Origin of the sequence: Ochrobactrum sp. BTU1 (assembly GCA_018798825.1) — a bacterium.
GTDB lineage: Bacteria > Pseudomonadota > Alphaproteobacteria > Rhizobiales > Rhizobiaceae > Brucella.
This window is the reverse complement of sequence record CP076356.1, coordinates 115409-133460: the sequence shown is the minus strand read 5'-3', so window position 1 is coordinate 133460 and position 18052 is coordinate 115409. Positions and strand designations below refer to the sequence as shown.

The window sequence follows — 18052 nt, the reverse complement described above, 5'->3', positions numbered from 1 at the left end:
CTGTAGAAAGCGGCCCTGACCATGTGATAAAACCGATCTCCCAAGTGAGATGGCTGATTGCCAGTCAACAAATGTTGCTTACTCGTATCCTACTACATCGCGAAGGGATGACTGCAAATTTAGATGATGATTCAATAACAGGCTCGACATGCCTATTTTTGAGTGGACATGGATCAATTCAAAAGGCCTGGCGCTTACTCATAAAAGACAGGAGCCAACAAAACTGTAGATTTGGATGCAATATTTTCACGGCCAATCTATTACATCAGCTATAAGCTGGGTTTCACCGAATACGATCAAACGGGTGCCTCTTGGATCAAATACTCGCCATTCGAACATTTGTCCGGGTTGCTGAAGCCGGATCGTTCGCCAAAGCCGCTGACATGATGAATCTGCCCCGATCCTCGGCGAGTAAACTTGTGCAAGATCTTGAAGCACATCTCGGGACAAAGCTCGTAGAACGCACCACACGCTCGGTCACAATGACATCCGAAGGTATCGCCTATCACGAGCGAGCGCTAAAGCTTCTCGCTGACCTCGATGACATGGACGGTACTGTCGCTGGCTCACGCAGCGCACCGAAAGGCAAACTGCGCGTCGACATTGGATCGGTGCTCGCAAACCAGATCCTGATACCCACGCTCTCCGATTTTCAACACCAGTATCCTGATATTGACCTTATGCTCGGCGTAAGTGATCGCCCTGCCGACCTCATCAGTGAAGGGATCGATTGCGTCATTCGCGGCGGCGCTCTCAGCGACTCGGCAATGAAAGCGCGGAAATTATGCGAGCTGGATTACGTCATTTGCGCGTCCCCTGCCTATCTGAATGGTCTGGAGCTTCCGATGAGGCCAGACGACATCCATTCGCATCGGATCGTCAGTTATTTTTCGGCGTCATCCGGAAAGAGGTTTCCGCTGCGCTTTCAACGCGCTGATGAGCGGACTGAATACCACCCCACGTCCAGTGGCATTTCGGTGAACGAGAGCACTGCGCATTTGAACGCGCTGCTTGCTGGCCTTGGGCTAGGCCAAAGCTTCGGGTTCCTCGCCAGACCGCATATTGCGAGCGGAAAACTGATCGAACTGCTGCCTGACTGGAAGCCTGAAAATCATCCGCTACACCTCATCTACCCGGCAGATCGATTCCCCAACCCGCGATTGCGCGCATTCACGGAGTGGGCTGCAAAAATATTCGCAACAGTCGACGCGAGACGCGATGTGACTTTGTAGACTATCCATCCATATGGATAATGTCTCCACGCTGAGTGGCTTCTCACCAGCAGCGTGACGAACTAATTTCTCCTCATCGGACAGCGACGAGCCCAACGGCCAACGTCACCTCCCGTACAGTCTCAGAATTTCAACAGGCCGCACATTCGGGCTGAACCCTCTCGTGCGCCCGGCATCAGGAGAATAGAATGACCAACAGGCTTAAAGACAAGATCGCCGTCGTCACCGGCGCTACCAGCGGCATCGGCCTTTCCACGGCCAAACTTTTTGTTGCAGAAGGCGCACGCGTCTACATCACTGGCCGTCGTAAAGAAGCCCTCGACAAGGCAGTTATCGAGATAGGCAACGGTGTGATCGGCATTCAAGCGGACTCTTCCAGCAACAACGATCTGGACAGATTGTTTGCTCAGGTGAAAGCTGAACAAGGACGCGTTGATGCTCTTGTTGTCAATGCTGGTGGCGGCACCATGCTGCCACTCGGTCAGATCACCGAGGAACAGATAGACGATACCTTCGGGAGCAATGTGAAAGCTGTCATTTTCACTGTCCAGAAAGCGCTTCCGTTATTGGGCAAAGGCTCGTCGGTCGTGCTGACCGGCTCTACCGCTGGCACTGAAGGCACGGCTGCATTCTCAGTCTATTCTGCTTCCAAGGCGGCAGTTCGCAATCTGGCCCGTTCGTGGGCGCTTGACCTGAAGGGAACCGGCATCCGCGTCAACGTCGTCTCGCCCGGTGCAACGCGCACACCCGGTCTTGTCGAATTGGCCGGTGACGACAAAGGACAACAACAAGAGCTTCTGGACTATCTTGCTTCGCGCATTCCACTCGGTCGCGTCGGCGAGTCCGAGGAAATCGCCAAGGCGACCCTGTTCCTCGCTTCAGATGACGCAAGCTTCGTCAACGGTTCCGAACTCTTCGCCGATGGCGGACAGGCTCAGGTCTAACCCGGAACCGCAACAGCTGATCGCCCCCAATTCTCAGTTTAAGGAGAAACCACAATGCGTGCCGCAGTCTATTTCAATTATGGAAAGCCAGCGGATGTTCTTCAAGCAGTCGAAGTTGAGGAGCCCAAGCATCCCGAACGCAATGAAGTGCTGATCCGGGTGCTTCTCCGGCCGGTTCATCACGGCGACCTTCTCGGCATATCAAGGCGGTATCAATCAGGAGCGACAATCCCAACAGAGGGTGTGCGCGTTGGCTTCGAGGGCTACGGCCTCGTGGAGGAGATTGGTGATGGTGTGAACTTAAAGCCGGGCGACCGCGTCGCCTTTTTCCCCGGTAGCGGTGCGTGGGGTGAAAAGATCACTGTATCGGCCGAATATGTCACCAGAGTTCCCGATAGTGTATCCGATGAAGCAGCAGCCCAGCTTCACGTCAATCCGCTAACGTCAGCACTTCTCCTCCGAGCTGTCGAAACCGCTGGCGCAAAACCCGGCAGGGACGTTGTTGTGTTGACTGCCGCCGGATCAGCCGTGGCCCGGCTCGTAATCGGATTGCTTCTCGATCGTGGTTTCGATGTGGTTGGCATTGTCAGACGTGAAGCTGGTGCGGAAGAACTCAACGTGGTGTTTCCGGACCTGCCAGTTGTCTCCACAGACAAGCCGGGCTGGCAGAACAGGGTAATTTTCTCGGCAGACGGGCGTCCCATAAGGGTCATACTCGATCCCGTTGGTGGCGAGATAGCGAGTGATGCGGCCGGATTTCTGTCTCAGGGTGGCAGTCTCGTATCTTACGGCGACCTTTCCGGACTGCCAATTTCGATCCCTGCCCTTTATTTTTCGACGCGTGACATCCGGATATCAGGCGTGACGGTCGGACGATGGGCCAGCCTGCCCCTGGAAGTCCGCAAAGCTGACCTCCGCATGGCTATCGAACTTGCCGCAACAAAACCGGAGCTTTTTTTAGGCGGAAATACCTTCGATCTGGCAGATGCTGGCAAAGCCGCAGCGCTTGTTGAAACTGCGGGTAAAATCGGCACGGTTTTTCTCTCTTCGTATCAGGAATAAAAATACTGAGCCGTAACAATCCATTCTCCGGTCAGATCCAATCAGATCGAAACGCGCTCTAAAGAATTAACGACAACACTTCATCATCCAAGCAATCTATGAGGAACTGCCATGGCAGACCATGACAAGACATTGCCGACCGGCGTCGTTGTAAGCGCTTACTATCGCGTTCATCCCGACGACCGCCAGACCTTCATCGACGCCGTCATCCCCGACATGAAGGCCGCGGAGAAAATTAAAGGCTGCAGATTTTATGCGTTTGCACAGGACCTGACAGACCCGAACACTTTTCACTTGATTGAAGGTTACGACGACGAACGGGCCTATGAGGAGCATGAAAATTCCGAGACCTTCCTCAAGGCGCTCACCCAAGTCGTCAAGAATGTCCGCATTCTTGATCGGCAGGGCGTGCGCTAAGATGTTGCGAAGTTGCACATCGATGATCCTCGTAGCCGCGTCAACAGCTGAACCCGCTTGTCTAAAGAGTTCGGGGCAGCACTACGGAGCCGTAGAAAAAGCTTGGGTTACACGCAGGAAGAAGTCGCAGACATGATAGGAAGCAATTGACGTTTTATCGGTGAGTTTGAGCGAGGAAAGGGGAGAAGTTATCTTGGGTCGTCTCTAGCAGCCGCAGAGACACTTGGTTTGCAGATTTGCAGGATTTTTCCCGAGAAGAAAATAGGGGCTGGGTTAAATCTCCCTCCATTCAATGGGGTAGGCTTATGCAACTATACTACGAGAATTACGTAGCATGCGAAAATCATAGAGCAGAATGATTTCCCGCCCCGATTCAGGACCAGCAGTCTTGCTGTCTCCTCAAGCTCCTCGGCGGCGTGAACCGCGAACGAGATATCTCTGCCCTCGACCACCAGGCCGTGATTGGCCAAGATAAAGGCAGCATGACGACCAGCCGGGCCCCTAATTATGCCACCCATTCTCTCGTCACCCGACTTGACGTAGGTCAGCAATTTCACCTCTCCCACGTGCATTACGACGAAGGGCGTCAACGGCGGGACACAGTCGTCCGGCTAGGTGTTGGCGAGGAAGGATAAAGCGGTCGCAAAAGTCGAATGGAGATGGACGACCGCCCCCGTCTGTGGACGCGTTTCACCATACTAGCAATAATAGTCCTCTCTGAGTGGCATCAGTAAACGTCACGCAGATAGCGCTTTTCACGACGCAGGCTACCGACATAATCCGTGGCTCTGGGCAATGTTCTAACTGCGCTTGCGCCAACCTTTTCCATCGCGCTGGCGGGTCGCATTTTAACGGCGTTCAATCATGGTACATTTTTCGGCATCGGGTCTTTAATTGCTGCCTCACTTGTTTCAAAGGACAGACAAGCAAGCGCCATCGCCTTCATGTTGGTGTACCCGCGGGAACATGGCTTGCCCAATTTTATAATTGGCGATTGGTGTTTTGGGTAATCGCTCTGCTCGTACCACGTATCGGAGCTGGCAAAGCGGTCGCCATCAAAGCTGAATTGCGTGCGTTCGTTGATCCGCAGGTTCTGCTTGCCATGGGCATCACAGTTTTCGGTCCAGCAGCCTTTTTCACTTCCATCACGTACATCGCCCCTATGATGGCCGAAGAAGCTGGGTTTTCTGACATAGGCGTCGCATGGCTGATGGTCTCGGGCTGGCTGTTGGTAACTGGATGGGCGGCCGTTTCGCCGATAAATCTCTATTCGGTACACTGTTCGTGACACTCGCGGCGCAGGCTGTGATCTTGCTAATATTCTGGATCGGCGTCAACAGTAGTATCGTGGCCTTCATCTCAGTCTTCCTGATGGCAGCATTCGGTTTTGCCACCGTTTCACCGATCCAGAAACTTGTGATGGAACGCGCAATACGTGCCGGTGCCCCTACGATGGCAGCGTCAGTGAATATCGGTATGTTTAATTTGGGCAATGCAATTGGTGCATGGGCGGGAGGAGCGACCATGGCAGCTGGATTTGGCTTAGCATCTCCGAATTGGACGGGTACGATCTTGTCGCTTGTGGCGCTCGCCTTAGCGCTCATTGCTTGGGCGAGTTCTCGCAACGAGTATTCTGTGGTGGCGGCTGAATAGAAGCGAACTCACCACCCGGGTTTTCCGTCCTTTAAACCACGACCTTCACGAATGGCGTCTTACAAAAATCGACCTCTGAAAGTCGCCGTTCTGCTCTCCACACCTACGGTCGCTAGTAGTATGCAAAGTGAAATGACCGTTTTCGGTAAACGTTTCGGCGGCCTGAACGACCGTCTTGAAGGCGCTTAATAGTCCGGCGACTTTCGACCTTGATGGCCGCCGTTCCCGAGACTACGAGTTACAACCAAAGCCTGCCGTTCGTCCAGGAAGACCGCCGGTACAGCTTGGCCTTTCCTCAATTGGTCTGCACATAGTTGCTTCCCCACCGACAAGATCATTTTTTGCGACCCGGTAACGATTTCTATAAAACAAGGGATGACATTGTATTTCTCTACCCACGGTGCCGCAACGCATCCACAATGACTTTGAATGCCGGCAGGTTCTGGCGGCGGCTGGGATAATAGAGGAAATAGCCATCGAAAAACGGCGACCAGTCGTCGAGAACCTGGACCAGTATGCCCGAAGCGATCTGCCGCTCCACAACGTTCTCCGGCACATAGGCTATGCCATAACCATTCAAAGCGGCGTCGATCATGGCGTAAGAGTTATTGAAGGTGAGCTGGCCGTCGACCCGAACCCGTAACTCCTCACCGTCTTTTGCAAACTCCCACGCATAGAGACCGCCTGCGGTCTCGTGGCGCATGTTGATGCAGATATGCCGGACGAGATCCTTCGGGTGTTCTGGCACGCCATGCGCATCAAGATAATCCGACGATGCCACCGCAACCAACCGCCAGTCCGGTCCGATGCGGACCGCAATCATGTCCTTCTCAACACTTTCCCCTAAGCGCACGCCAGCATCGAATCCTTCTTCAACGATATTGCGGAAGGTGCTGTCCAGCAGCAATTCGACACTGATGTCGGGATAAGCTTTAAGGACTGACTTCAGCTTCGGCCAGACAACACTTTCTAGCGCATGGTCGGACAGGGTTAGCTTTATTGAGCCTGACGGCTTGTCGCGAAATTCCATCAGCGCGCCGATCTCCTCCTCTATCTCGGCCATGCGCGGCGTAATCGTTCGAAGCAGGCGCTCGCCCGCAGCCGTGGTTGCTACATTGCGCGTCGTGCGGGTCAGAAGGCGGATTCCCATCCGCGCTTCAAGCTGCTTGATCGTATGACTGAGCGTCGATTGCGCCACGCCGATCCGTGCAGCGGCCTTCGTGAAGCTCCGCTCCTCGGCCACGATCCGAAACCAAGTCAGATGGTTGAAATCGGTTTGCTCCATTTGTTCCACCTGCCCCATCCATGAAAACATTAATCGACCAGGTCGATTGATTCATTCGGATTTTAGCGGGTAATCGCTTGATCGCAAAGCCGCTAAGCTGCAGGTCAACAAAAGCTTCAGGAGAAAACGGATATCATGGATACCGCCACAGCAAATGTAAGCAGCAGGCCCGTTGCCGCTTGGGGCGCCGTTCTTTCGATGGCGCTTTGCGTGGCGATGCTGATCGCATCGGAGTTCATGCCAGTCAGCCTGTTGACGCCGATGGCCGAGGGGTTGAACGCGAGCGAAGGACAGACGGGGCAGGCAATCTCGATCAGCGGGCTATTCGCCGTAGTGGCCAGTATGTTCGTGACCACGGCTGTCGGGGGACTGAACCGGAAATGGGTTCTGATCGCGCTAACTGCCTTCATGTTGCTGTCTCTGGTTCTGGTTGCCGCCGCGCCAAATTTCACAGTCCTGATGCTCGGGCGCGCATTGCTCGGCATTAGCATCGGCGGCTTCTGGGCGCTGGCGACCGCAGTCATCATGCGGCTCGTTCCGGCTGCGGAGGTGCCACGTGCGCTGGCGGTGATGTATGGCGGCCAGGCAATTGCCGCCGCCTTCGCCGCGCCTGTCGGCAGCTATCTCGGTGGCCTGTTCGGCTGGCGGGAAGTGTTCTGGGCGCTGACGCCGATCGCCGCTATCAATCTCGTTTGGCATGCGGTTGCGCTTCCGTCCCTGCCTGCCGGTCAGAGGCAGGACTTCCGGGCGATGTTCGGCCTGCTAAAACGCACTTACTTTCTGCGAGGGCTCGTGGCCTGCATGCTTTCTTGGGGTTCAGCCTTCACAATGTTCACCTATCTGCGCCCGTTTCTCGAACAGGTGACGGGCGTGGATGTGACCATTCTTTCGGTCCTCCTGCTGCTTCTGGGCTGTGCGGGCTTCATCGGCACGTGGGCCGCAGCCCGCTTCATCAAGGGCAATGTCGCCCCCTTCCTGAAGCTGCCGGCGCTGGTCATGGGCGGCGCCACAGCTGGGCTTCTGCTTCTCGGCTTCTCGGTCGCCGCCGTAGGTCTGTTCATGGCGATTTGGGGTGCGATGAACACCATGTTCTCGATCATCTGGATGACATGGATGTCGCAGAATGCGGACGACGAGCCGGAGGCCGCTGGCAGCCTGATGGTCGCTGCAATCCAGGCTTCGATCCTGCTCGGCGCAGTAGTCGGTGGCTTCCTGCTGGATGGCATCTCCATCCAGGCCACCTTTATCGGAAGCGTGTTTCTGGCCGTTCTCGCCCTGATGCTTATCGGCAATGGCCAGCGCATGCTCAAGCCGGAGGTGACCTGACATGACGACGACTTCTCGAATTTCCCGACGTTCGCTGCTGTCTGTCGGTGCGGCCAGCTTCCCCTTTCCAACCCTGATCGCGGCGCTGACGGGCAAAGCCCAAGCGCAGGAAGAAGCCGCCATGCGCTTCAGATTCACCTTCGCAAACCAGGAATTCACGGCAACGCTGGAGGATACGGCGTCCGCCCGTGAGTTGTTCGCCATGTTGCCGCTCGCTCTGAAGATCAGCGATTACGGAAACAATGAGAAGATCGCCTATCTGCCGGGCAAGCTGAGCGACGACGGCAGCACCCGTATCAACAACGAGGCGGTCGGCGACCTTTGCTACTACGCACCCTGGGGCAACCTCGTGATGTACTACGCCACTTACCGCTGGTCGCGCGGCCTGATCCGCCTCGGTCGTCTGGATGGTGGCATCGCACCGCTCATGGTGCGCGGCGAATTTCCGCTGCGCGTCGAGCGAGCGTCCTGATCGCGTGCACTCATTCACCATGTTGGCCCTCATCGATCGAAGGCATCCCGAAAATTGCAAGGAGAACCTGCTATGAACCAGAAAATTACTCCCCAAAACGCAGCCGAACAGGACATATATGACACAGGCCGTCGCGATCTCCTCAAGCTCGCCGGCGTCAGTGTAGCAGCCATCGGCGTAGCGTCGTTTCTCCGCACTCCAGAAGCAAAGGCGCAGACGATGTCTCCGGACTGGGATAAGGTTTTCCCGAAAAGTGAAAAAGTCGATCATCAGAAGGTGTCGTTCAAAAACCGCTACGGCATCACGCTGGCGGGGGATCTCTACCTGCCGAAGGACAGGGCGGACAATCACCTGCCAGCCATCGTCGTCGGCGGCCCGTTCGGCGCCGTCAAGGAACAATCGTCCGGTCTTTACGCGCAGACCATGGCCGAACGCGGTTTCGTTACCCTGGCGTTCGATCCGTCCTACACTGGCGAAAGCGGCGGTGAGCCGCGCAATGTCGCATCCCCCGACATCAGCACCGAGGATTTCATGGCCGGCGTGGACTATCTCGGACCGCACGATGCTGTCGACCGCGAGCGTATCGGCATAATCGGTATCTGCGGCTGGGGCGGCATGGCGTTGAGCGCCGTCGCCGTCGACAAGCGCGTCAAGGCCGTGGTCGCCAGCACCATGTATGACATGACACGCGTCATGTCGAAGGGCTACAACGACAGCGTAACTTTGGAGCAACGCGCCCAGACGCTGGAGCAGTTGAGCCGGCAGCGTTGGGCGGATGCTGAAGCCGGTACACCGGCCTATCAGGCAGCGTATAATGCCAATGTCGCGTCGGACTCGCCGCAGTTCATGATCGACTATCACGACTATTACAGCACGCCGCGCGGCTACCATAAGCGTGCGGTCAATTCCGGCAACGCCTGGACGCAGACTACTCCCCTGCCGTTCATGAACCTGCCGATCTTGACCTACATCGCGGAGATCTCACCGCGGCCGATCCTGTTCATCCACGGTGAAAATGCCCATTCGCGCTACTTTAGCGAGACCGCCTTCGCGGCGGCTGCAGAGCCGAAGGAACTGATGATCATCCCGGGTGCCAGCCATGTCGATCTCTACGACAAGGTCGACTTGATCCCATTCGACAAGCTGACCAGTTTCTTCAATCAGCATCTCGCCGCTTAACCTGCGTTGGCGCCTTCACCTATAGTGCAGGCGCCGTAATTGGTCGGGAAACATCAGTGGCAGTTTCTCAAAAGGCAGCATATCTATTGCGCATTCCAAGAGCTGTCGGATTGATCAGCTTTTCACAGGCACTTACTGAGACGCATGTAGAATGTCCGCTGTTGGGTGTGCCCCGCGAAAATTCCAATGACGGGAATAAAGCGCAAAGCTGCAGTTGCAAGCTTGACCGCCGGCAATCCGATACCCACACCATAGCCAACAACGACGATTTCAGGTGGGGGCGGCTTTACTGATGATCGCGAGCTTCATTCCAGTGATTGAGATGGCGTGAGTGCTGTGCACCGTCGTGAACTCATCGCCCTCCCCAGCATAATCATAAAGAACCAAGAGATCTGCCTCCGCTTCAGGTGATAACATGACCCTCCTGCAGATCACTTTAGGCCCTTCATGCGTTCTGCATGTCGATTGTTAACAGAAGCAAAAGCAGAATCGACGCTTACCGCGCGGCGCGGGTCGGATTTCATCGCATCAAAAGATGCAGAGACTTCATTGTGTAGCCAGCGTTCAATCACTTCATCGCGCTCTTTTAATGCGCGGATGCCAGCACGAACAACCTCACTAACTGAGGCGTAATCCCCATTACTGACTTTAGAGTCAATGAACGCAGCCTGTTCACTTGGCAGACTAATCGTACGTTTTTCGATATTGGCCATTCTACTTCTTCTCTATTATCACTTTGAGTAGGGTGTGAATAAATCATACCTTTACTTAAGGTCAATGCAAAGGCTTGTTATTCAAGTGAGTAAATTCAACGACGGCGATTCCGAAGTGGTGCTAAAAAGAAGCTTATCAGAATGGTCGCAGCGTCCGCCCGGCGCTCTTTCCCAGATGACCAGTCAAGATTCTCAACGGGCGTCCCTCACTGACGCCGACATGGCCTATTTTATATTGATGGGAAACGAACCGTTGATCCTTAGTTTTGGCCGTATGAACTCTCGATAGAACCGCTAGTTAATGGAACGGAGGATTTTAAATCATTCTCCCGGTTCGACATGTGACAGCGCTGGCAATAGCCCTGGCGAACGTGGAAACCTGTTCACGGTTTCCCTAACTTTCCTGTGAAATGTACGCATTGTCTCACGCTGGTGAATGGTATGCCGCTTTGTCGCTATTGGGGCGTTGCCATCGAGGAGTTGGTCATCACAATATTATTGCCTCTCGATCGTCACCATCTGCCAGATCGCCCAGGCACTTGGTGTGAAAAACCATTGAGATTTGTGCTCCAGACGATCAGCCCTGGGCGGGACGTCTCCAAATATTGACGCACAAACCAGTCTATATTTCGATCAAAATAACGACTTTTTTTGTATCTAAAATGGTTAAACAGAAAGAGTAAGAAGAAACCCCACGCCGCCTCAACTGGAATACCCAGGACGGCCTGCATGGTTTGCCCGAAGGGATGCAACATAAACAATGGCACACATACAAGCAGTGCGCGCTGACCGGGCTGTTAGTGTTTCTGAGCTGAAAAAGAATCCCAGCGCCATTATGAGCGATGAGGACGGCTCCCCAATCGCCGTACTCAATCATAACAAGGTCATGGGATACTTTGTTCCTGCTCAGCAGTACGAGCAACTGCTGGACTACGTTGAAGATCTCCGTCTTGAGCTGACAGCTATCGAGCGGATTGAAGGCCAGGTGGACATGATTGAAATGTCATGGGAAGAACTTGAGCATATCGCGAACGGTTAGCGCCTTTTATCAATAGGCAGGCCAATTTCTAATGGACGACATAATACCGGAATACCGACTTTCGTTGTTGAAACCCGCGCTGAAAGAGTTTGAGACGCTTCCAAAACCGCTGCAACAAAAAATCGCAAAGAAGCTCCTTGAACTTCGTTTGATGCCAAAAATGCCTAAGAATGCGCTTCGGGACAAGCTGGCGGGTTGTTATAAAATCAAACTCCAAAGTGCGGGTGTGCGACCCATTTAGAGAGTCGATGACGGCAAGCTCGTCATTCTCGTTCTCGCTGTCGGGAAGCGCGTAGACAGCGAGATATACAAGATTGCGGAAGGCCGGAAATAATCGCGGCATTTGGCTTATGTACTCAAACCGATTCCGCAACCAGATTGTATGCGAATTTAGGTGCAACGTGCGTTAAATTACTCCCTAACGCCTCCCTGTCAGATTCGCAAAAAGTAAACGGGGCAAATTGTGAGGCGTCCGCTTGTCCAGTATAGGCGCTTACAGGAAGTTTTCTGATCAGGCGTCAAGAAATCCACTCGCGGTGAACTGCAGCAAAGGGGCCGTTCCACATACGCGTCTAGAGATGAGGCCACTTATGCACTTCTCAAAACTCTGCGACGCTGGTCTGTAAATTTCCCTTCTGTCACCTTCCGAGTCAGAGGTCGCAGGTATCCGCCAATAGAATTGATGTGGTTGGCTTGTTGCAGGATACATGCGAGTGTGACAGCCGTGGCTTTGCTCTTCCGTTTTAGCCGAGATGCCTCAAAGCGTACTTGTTCAAGCTGTTCTACTTGGACCAGACCGCATTCTCAGCGTCTAGCTGTCTGAGAATGCGTTTCCCGCGCTTTTGGACTTCATGCGAGACTTGGTTCAATAGATCATGACCGCCAACTGAGCTAACTGAGATTTCATTGGCAACCATCTCAGCGTTCTTCAGTACGCTCTCAGCCAAGGATTGCACTCTACGAAGAGTTTTAGCCGGGCTGAGGTTTACACTGGCCGCCAATTCTTTCCAATCGGCTGCGAGCAACTCGTTGGCATTCGTCTTACCAGCAATTGACTGGGCTAACGACTGATCCACATTTGAGTAGATGGCGGAGCACATCAGATCGTAGAGAGGTGCAAGTTTAGCCGTGCCTCGTTGGCCGATTAGGATAGAGTAGTTTTTAGCGTGTGCATCGGTATTGCAGATCAACACGTTAAAGATTACGGCATCAAGAAGCTTCTCTCGCTCACCAGGCGAAATGAACTCTTCAATCGCTTTAAACATGTCGGCAAGTGTTGGGCCATTTCGCCCACCGAACCTAGAGCGCTCATACTTTTGAGCGGGGAAGTAACCAAGGACCTGACAGAAATCTTCCTGATGGATACGGCGAACAAAGCCTTTGCCGTCCCGAATGCGATCGTAGCGTTCAACAAGAAGATACGACCGACTTCCAGCTACTCCCGTTGTCACGTTCGCAACATCAAGACCGCAATGTTTAGCGAGACGCATGCAGAAGGCTTCGTTCTGAACACTTGCAGGAAGTCGAGTTTTTAGAGCATTAGGTTTTAAAATATGCGTTGACGGTGTTCCATCGGTTGGGACCCCAAGCGATCCACTAACTAGCATATAGACAGGCAGTTTATCTTGAACTCCAGCAAGAGACATGGAGACGCCTTCCGTACCAATCAGAAACGGCTTCTCTGGAAGCTCATTGATGATTTTCTCCAGGGCTGCTTCATCAGTGATAGGTATGACTGTCGTGCTTCCACTTTTGCGTGGCGCACCGACCGATATTGCGCCAGCGGTGTCTCTTCCAAGGTGTTCCAACACACCCACGATATCTTGCGGTGAAACTTTGAGTTTCTGGCCGATTTCGCTTAGGTGGCTTTCCGGCAACAAGTTCGCAAGCCATGGAAGGATTTTTTCGGGACCATATGATATCGTATTTGTTGGCATAGTCATTGAGAGAGGGAAGGCTGACCGACGATCAGCCCATTCGCCCAGATAAGAGAAATTCAAACTCTCTTCGGAATGGAGTTCGCCTACTACAAAATCTTCATAAAACAAAGTCGTCATTTCAAATGGCCTCGGCGTTTAGTATTTTGGCAAGTATGACAACTCGTCGTCTGCTTCCGTTTCCCCTTGTCGATTTTCTATAAACGAATTGGCATCGACGAGATGAATTCCGACTTCGCGCGCAACCAATAGAGCCTTCCCCAGTTGGCATGTCGACTTCCCGCTTTCCAGGTCGATAATAAAGCGATCTCCCGTGCCGGATCTCCCCGCGAGGTCTGTTTGCGTCCATCCGCGAGCCTTGCGCTTTTCGCGAACCAATGCTCCTAAGTCTGCAGCTGATTTAATCAATCGCATTCTCCTTTGCATATTTTCGTAAGGGATTATTCCGGCCACATCAAGGAAAATCATACCGATCGGTAAGATCCAATACATGCGGACACAAACTTACCGCTCGGGAAGCCATAAGCCAAATCTATAAAAATATTACCGCTCAGCAAGATTCAACCGTCGCGCAGCGATCATCAGATCACAAACCGGATTTAGAAAGCTGGCAACGTCATATGTGCTTCATCGACTCGCTATGAGTTCAACATCGGTGGGTTACTTCCGATTTAGATTTTGAGTCAAGAACGACGATCACGATTTCAGTGCTCAGATAAGGCTTCCTGCCAATTTTGGCCACCATAAAATAAGCCAAGCACAATAACTTCTTGTGCAGTGTCATTGAACGCGATCGTTACTCTGCGTTCAAACCCAACGGTTCGTAGCCCTTCGCGTATATCGTTAAACAAAGTGCCACGTTCAGAAGCCTAGTCGAAGCCGCATATATAGCTCTCGAGCCTATCAATGTATCCAAGTGCGGTATCAGGCGATGCTCTTTCGGCTATCCAATCATAAAGAGCCACAAGATCTGTTTCCGCTTCCGGGGACAAGACGACGGATCTGCAGATCACTTGCGAACTTTCACGCGTTCAGCATGTCGATTACGAACTGAGGCACATGCATTTCCAGATTGCTGGTCAGAATCGGGTCGATGGCTCCTCACCCTTAGTAATATAGCTCATTGGGCACCTTGAGTTGATCTGAACCCATGAACCCGACATTGAGCAACGTCACAGTGCCGACCCAAAATGCAGCTCGAGTTCAATTATGTCCACCCCCTCTCCGCAGAGTTGGATGGACAAGAACTGCAAAACTACCCCCACGGTATATCCTCATCACGAGCTTGATGCACTTCAGATATGTTTTCCAAGCGGAGACTATGAATGATGGTTATCGGTCTCGCGCACGAAGTACTAAACAGGGCTTGTACTGCGGTTATAAATGCTTGCGACTGCCGTTGTGACTCTTGTCGGAGGTAAAGGTGGATAGCTCCTTGTCCCGATAATCTACAGAATTTACCTGCGGGGTATTTTGGGTGCTCGCCATTCGCGTCAGAATGATCTTGGTGAGTATCAATGCCGGCGAAGCGAAAACGAAAAGCAAGGCAACCGTGAGAAATGCCGTATCGAAAGCGATTACCGTAGATTGGATTGCGACAGCCTTGCCCAAAAAAAACCTGGACGCCTGATCTGCAGCCACAGTAGTCATCCCGCGGGCCTCAAGAACTGCCGCACTAGTTCCTAATCGTTCACCTACAGCAGAATATCCAGCTGTAATATGGCTGCCGAGCACCGATACATTGCCTGCAATATGCCGCGTCATTAGAGACTGAAGACAAGCTACACCTAGGAGACCGCCGAACTGGCGACCAGTGTTGAAGATTCCAATCGCAGCAGGGAGGCTGCACGCGCTCACCGTACTGAATGCGATCAAGGTAATGGAAAGAAATAGAAAGCCAAGGCTCAAGCCCCGCAGGAGAACGGCGTTTCTCATGTCGCCTATTCCGCTATCGATCGCTGAGCCTGACAAGAGCCACATAGAAGTCATAAGCATGACAATTCCGAAAGGTACGGTGGCAATTGGAGAGACACCGAGGCCCTGGATGAAAAAGGCAGATAAGAGAAGCGAAAATACAAAAAAAATGCTACTGGCAAGCAAAAGAACACCGGTATCCGTTGGCGTGAAAGCCAAAACGGAGACTGCGAAATTCGGAATCAAATAGCTGCTTCCAAATAGCGCTGCACCAGCTACAAAACTTACTATGAATGCGAACGTAAAATTGACTGATCTGAAAACGCTCAGTTCGAGCAGTCCGTCATCCTCAGGCCGGCTCGCTTGTTGACCGACAAACATGCAAAGTGTCACAACACCTATTCCGGTCAGCCACCGGATGCGGCGTTCATCGAACCAGTTCCAACGGTCGCCTTGGCTGAGCACATAGACGAGGCAGAAAAGCGTGATCGATGCGAGTAGAAAGCCACTCCAATCAAAGCGCCTATAGGGAATATGGTTATCGTTGGGTTCTTCTGATAGGAGCACAAGCCCGGCAGCCAGCAGTCCGATAGGAACTACTGAGAGAAAAATCCATGTCCATGAATAGTTGTCCAATAGCCATCCCTGGAGGGCCGGTATGATAGTTGCTGGTGCAACGACAGCCCCTATTGCAAACAAGGCTTGCAGCAATGGTTGGCGAGAAGCGCGAAAATCTCGGAAAATTACTGTTTGTCCGATAACCAGTAAAATTCCTCCCGAAAACCCCTGACATGCGCGCACAACAATCAGCAAGTCCAGTCGGATCGTCAGAGCTGTGACTGCACTTGCCACTGTTATTGTCAAGGTTGCTACAACAACGATAACGCGCATATTGACAGTCCTCGCTATCCAGGACGCTGTCAGGAACCCAATCATTTTCGAAGTCGTATACCCGACATCGAGCCATGCAAATTCATCTGGAGTTGCATATAGGTCACCGATCATGTCACCTTTGCCAAGTGTCAAAGCTGTACCCGCAATCGCGTCAGTCAAAGTGGCAATCACAATGCCAGCGAGGAGGAGGCATCCTGTATTTTGCCTGGTCTGGATCGAGACGTTTCGGCGAGAGATCATCAGCCCTCGCTCCCCATAATGATCTGAACCCGGGCAGAAAGCCCGGGAACCAGGCGACCAGGAATTGGGTTCTGAACAAGTTTGATCTTGACTGGAACACGTTGCACGACACGGACAAAATTGCCGGTTGCGTTATCAGCAGGAAGAAGACTGAATGTGGATCCGCTACCCGGCGCAAAACTATCAACTTTTCCGTCGATAATTATTCCTGGATAGGCGTCGAGCGTTACTTGAGCTGACTGGCCGGGTTGAATGTTCTCGATCTGTGTCTCTTTGAAATTTGCGACGATCCATACGTCCTTGATTGGCACCAGATCGATCAAGGAGGCTCCAGGGGATACGAGGCGTCCGACGCGGACCTGACGGTTACCAATAACACCGTCAAAGGGAGCGCGAACGACTGTATTGTCGAGATCAATTTGGGCCAGATCACGCGCAGCCTTGGCCAGAAGCACAGCAGCCAGGACAGCTTCCTTTTGTGTTGTGAGAACTTTTATGCGTGCTTCTTGTGCCTCGTACGCGGCCTCTACACCTAGCAAAGCGGCTTCTGCTTTTGATCTGGCAGCATCGCTTTCGTCGACCTGCGCCCTGCTGACCGAATGTGTTCGAACGAGTTCACGCTGTCGCTGGGACGCTTTGACAGCAAGAGCAAGATCTGCTTGTGCCGCCTGCTTCTGCGCCGTCGCCTGCTTGACCAAAATATGCTGCAGCTGGATCTCAGCTTCTACATTTTCGATATGAGCCTGTGCGGCCTGCAAATTTGCTTCAGCTTGCGACAGACGGGCGCGGAAATCTAAGTCATCGATTCTGAACAAGACGTCATTAGCTCGCACCGTCTGATTATCGGCCACCTCTACGACGGTGACATATCCGGTTACCTTGGGTGCTATAGAGGTTGTATTGGCACGTACGTAGGCATTGTCAGTCGTCGCTCGCTCAGTCGAGCGCGTCCACATCCAGCCTCCTGCAGCGGTTGCAATCGCAATGAGACAAAATACCAGGCCAACGATTTTCTTCTTACTGGTCGACATGTTTGCACCAATTGGTAATTGCCATTACCGTTGACAGATACGGTAATGGCAATTACCAGTCAAGCAGCAATATTAAAAGGGCAGATATAAGTGACCGCTACGAAAAGCGAACGGACACAACTTCGACGGCAGGCTATACTTCGTGCCGCAGCTCAGCTTTTTTTTGAGCAAGGCTACGCAACCACCAGTATCGATGCGATCATTGAACGTACAGGTGGATCAAAGCGAACAATCTACAGCGAGTTTGGGAACAAGGAAGGATTGTTCCTGGCTCTGGTCGCCGACAGTGCTGATCGCGCAATCTCAGCACTCTCTCTAGACTACAATACCCAAAATGACTTGCCCAACACGCTGACGGTTTTTGGAACTCACTTACTTGCGGTTTACATGAGCCCTCCAGTCCTGGGTATTTATCGTATCATTATCACTGAAGCTGGTCGAATTCCCGATCTTGCGCGCTTGTTCTACGAAAGAGGTCCGGGGCGTACTACGGAGCATCTTGCTAAAGTTCTACAAGCTGCAGCCGATCGCAAAGAAATTCGGATAGGTGATCCTTTGCTTGTTGCCGGGCATTTTGTTGGAATGATCCGCGACAATCTTCATTTGCAGGTTGTGCTTGGATTGCGACCTCCCCCTACCGAAGGGGAGGCGCAGGCCACTGTCGCCTCTGCAGTAACGCTGTTTCTTAATGGTGTGCGGCCTCGGTGAGGTTAT

General features: G+C 52.9%; 20 protein-coding genes and 2 pseudogenes. 12 read left to right on the top strand and 10 right to left on the bottom strand.

The window, feature by feature from the left end; genetic code table 11:
• Positions 1-311: 311 nt before the first annotated feature.
• The 4 genes from KMS41_19760 to KMS41_19745 all read left to right on the top strand — a co-directional run bounded on the left by KMS41_19760 (position 312) and on the right by KMS41_19745 (position 3655).
• A complete protein-coding gene (locus KMS41_19760) occupies positions 312-1232 on the top strand; it encodes a LysR family transcriptional regulator (protein ID QWK80815.1) in 921 nt (306 codons plus the stop codon).
• A gap of 188 nt (positions 1233-1420) precedes the next feature.
• Positions 1421-2176, top strand: a complete 756-nt coding sequence (locus KMS41_19755) for an SDR family oxidoreductase (GenBank protein QWK80814.1) — start codon at positions 1421-1423, stop codon at positions 2174-2176.
• 54 nt (positions 2177-2230) lie between these two features.
• Complete coding sequence (locus KMS41_19750; GenBank protein QWK80813.1) at positions 2231-3238, top strand: zinc-binding dehydrogenase; 1008 nt, start codon at positions 2231-2233, stop codon at positions 3236-3238.
• 111 nt (positions 3239-3349) lie between these two features.
• Positions 3350-3655 (top strand): antibiotic biosynthesis monooxygenase, encoded by a 306-nt coding sequence (locus KMS41_19745; GenBank protein QWK80812.1) that lies wholly within the window; start codon positions 3350-3352, stop codon positions 3653-3655.
• Positions 3656-3966: 311 nt separating this feature from the next.
• Here KMS41_19745 and KMS41_19740 read toward each other — a convergent pair whose 3' ends face one another.
• Positions 3967-4245: a class II aldolase/adducin family protein gene (locus KMS41_19740; GenBank protein ID QWK80811.1), complete on the bottom strand. Its 279-nt coding sequence runs from the start codon at positions 4243-4245 to the stop codon at positions 3967-3969.
• A gap of 21 nt (positions 4246-4266) precedes the next feature.
• Positions 4267-4344 (bottom strand): annotated as a pseudogene (locus KMS41_19735) (class II aldolase/adducin family protein).
• A 308-nt stretch (positions 4345-4652) separates the two neighbouring features.
• On the opposite strand from KMS41_19735, the gene KMS41_19730 reads away from it, so the two are divergent.
• Positions 4653-4943 (top strand): hypothetical protein, encoded by a 291-nt coding sequence (locus tag KMS41_19730; GenBank protein ID QWK80810.1) that lies wholly within the window; start codon positions 4653-4655, stop codon positions 4941-4943.
• Positions 4940-5308 (top strand): hypothetical protein, encoded by a 369-nt coding sequence (locus KMS41_19725; protein ID QWK80809.1) that lies wholly within the window; start codon positions 4940-4942, stop codon positions 5306-5308. The genes KMS41_19730 and KMS41_19725 overlap by 4 nt, the downstream gene beginning before the upstream one ends.
• 391 nt (positions 5309-5699) lie before the next feature.
• On the opposite strand, the gene KMS41_19720 is transcribed toward KMS41_19725, so the two are convergent.
• The gene (locus tag KMS41_19720; GenBank protein ID QWK80808.1) at positions 5700-6593 is read right to left on the bottom strand and encodes a LysR family transcriptional regulator; all 894 of its coding nucleotides are present in this window, start codon (positions 6591-6593) and stop codon (positions 5700-5702) included.
• Positions 6594-6728: 135 nt separating this feature from the next.
• Between KMS41_19720 and KMS41_19715 the strand changes: the two genes are divergently transcribed.
• From KMS41_19715 to KMS41_19705, 3 genes are all read left to right on the top strand, one after another.
• On the top strand, positions 6729-7919 hold the full coding sequence (locus KMS41_19715; GenBank protein ID QWK80807.1) for an MFS transporter: 1191 nt from the start codon (positions 6729-6731) through the stop codon (positions 7917-7919).
• A gap of 1 nt (position 7920) precedes the next feature.
• Entirely contained in the window at positions 7921-8391 is a 471-nt protein-coding gene (locus tag KMS41_19710) for an MFS transporter (GenBank protein QWK80806.1), read from the top strand.
• Positions 8392-8463: 72 nt separating this feature from the next.
• Positions 8464-9570, top strand: coding sequence for an alpha/beta hydrolase (locus KMS41_19705; protein ID QWK80805.1), 1107 nt, complete (start codon positions 8464-8466; stop codon positions 9568-9570).
• A 431-nt stretch (positions 9571-10001) separates the two neighbouring features.
• Here KMS41_19705 and KMS41_19700 read toward each other — a convergent pair whose 3' ends face one another.
• Positions 10002-10283, bottom strand: a complete 282-nt coding sequence (locus KMS41_19700; GenBank protein QWK80804.1) for a type II toxin-antitoxin system ParD family antitoxin — start codon at positions 10281-10283, stop codon at positions 10002-10004.
• Positions 10284-11043: 760 nt separating this feature from the next.
• Here KMS41_19700 and KMS41_19695 point away from each other — a divergent pair.
• Both KMS41_19695 and KMS41_19690 read left to right on the top strand, forming a co-directional pair.
• Positions 11044-11322, top strand: coding sequence for a type II toxin-antitoxin system Phd/YefM family antitoxin (locus KMS41_19695; GenBank protein ID QWK80803.1), 279 nt, complete (start codon positions 11044-11046; stop codon positions 11320-11322).
• Positions 11323-11353: 31 nt separating this feature from the next.
• Complete coding sequence (locus KMS41_19690) at positions 11354-11563, top strand: hypothetical protein (protein ID QWK80802.1); 210 nt, start codon at positions 11354-11356, stop codon at positions 11561-11563.
• A gap of 347 nt (positions 11564-11910) precedes the next feature.
• Here the strand turns inward: KMS41_19690 and KMS41_19685 are convergent, their stop codons facing one another.
• From KMS41_19685 to KMS41_19660, 6 genes and pseudogenes are all read right to left on the bottom strand, one after another.
• The gene (locus tag KMS41_19685; protein QWK81128.1) at positions 11911-12117 is read right to left on the bottom strand and encodes a hypothetical protein; all 207 of its coding nucleotides are present in this window, start codon (positions 12115-12117) and stop codon (positions 11911-11913) included.
• Positions 12105-13379 carry a type II toxin-antitoxin system HipA family toxin gene (locus tag KMS41_19680; protein ID QWK80801.1) on the bottom strand — a complete coding sequence of 425 codons (1275 nt, stop codon included), beginning with the start codon at positions 13377-13379 and terminating at the stop codon, positions 12105-12107. Before KMS41_19680 ends, KMS41_19685 begins: the two co-directional genes overlap by 13 nt.
• 18 nt (positions 13380-13397) lie before the next feature.
• Positions 13398-13667, bottom strand: a complete 270-nt coding sequence (locus KMS41_19675) for a helix-turn-helix domain-containing protein (GenBank protein ID QWK81127.1) — start codon at positions 13665-13667, stop codon at positions 13398-13400.
• A gap of 296 nt (positions 13668-13963) precedes the next feature.
• Positions 13964-14272 (bottom strand): annotated as a pseudogene (locus KMS41_19670) (type II toxin-antitoxin system RelE/ParE family toxin).
• 364 nt (positions 14273-14636) lie between these two features.
• A complete protein-coding gene (locus KMS41_19665) occupies positions 14637-16307 on the bottom strand; it encodes a DHA2 family efflux MFS transporter permease subunit (protein ID QWK80800.1) in 1671 nt (556 codons plus the stop codon).
• Positions 16307-17338: an HlyD family secretion protein gene (locus KMS41_19660; GenBank protein ID QWK80799.1), complete on the bottom strand. Its 1032-nt coding sequence runs from the start codon at positions 17336-17338 to the stop codon at positions 16307-16309. The genes KMS41_19665 and KMS41_19660 overlap by 1 nt, the downstream gene beginning before the upstream one ends.
• Positions 17339-17428: 90 nt before the next feature.
• Between KMS41_19660 and KMS41_19655 the strand changes: the two genes are divergently transcribed.
• A complete protein-coding gene (locus KMS41_19655) occupies positions 17429-18046 on the top strand; it encodes a TetR/AcrR family transcriptional regulator (GenBank protein QWK80798.1) in 618 nt (205 codons plus the stop codon).
• The last annotated feature ends 6 nt before the right edge of the window (positions 18047-18052 follow it).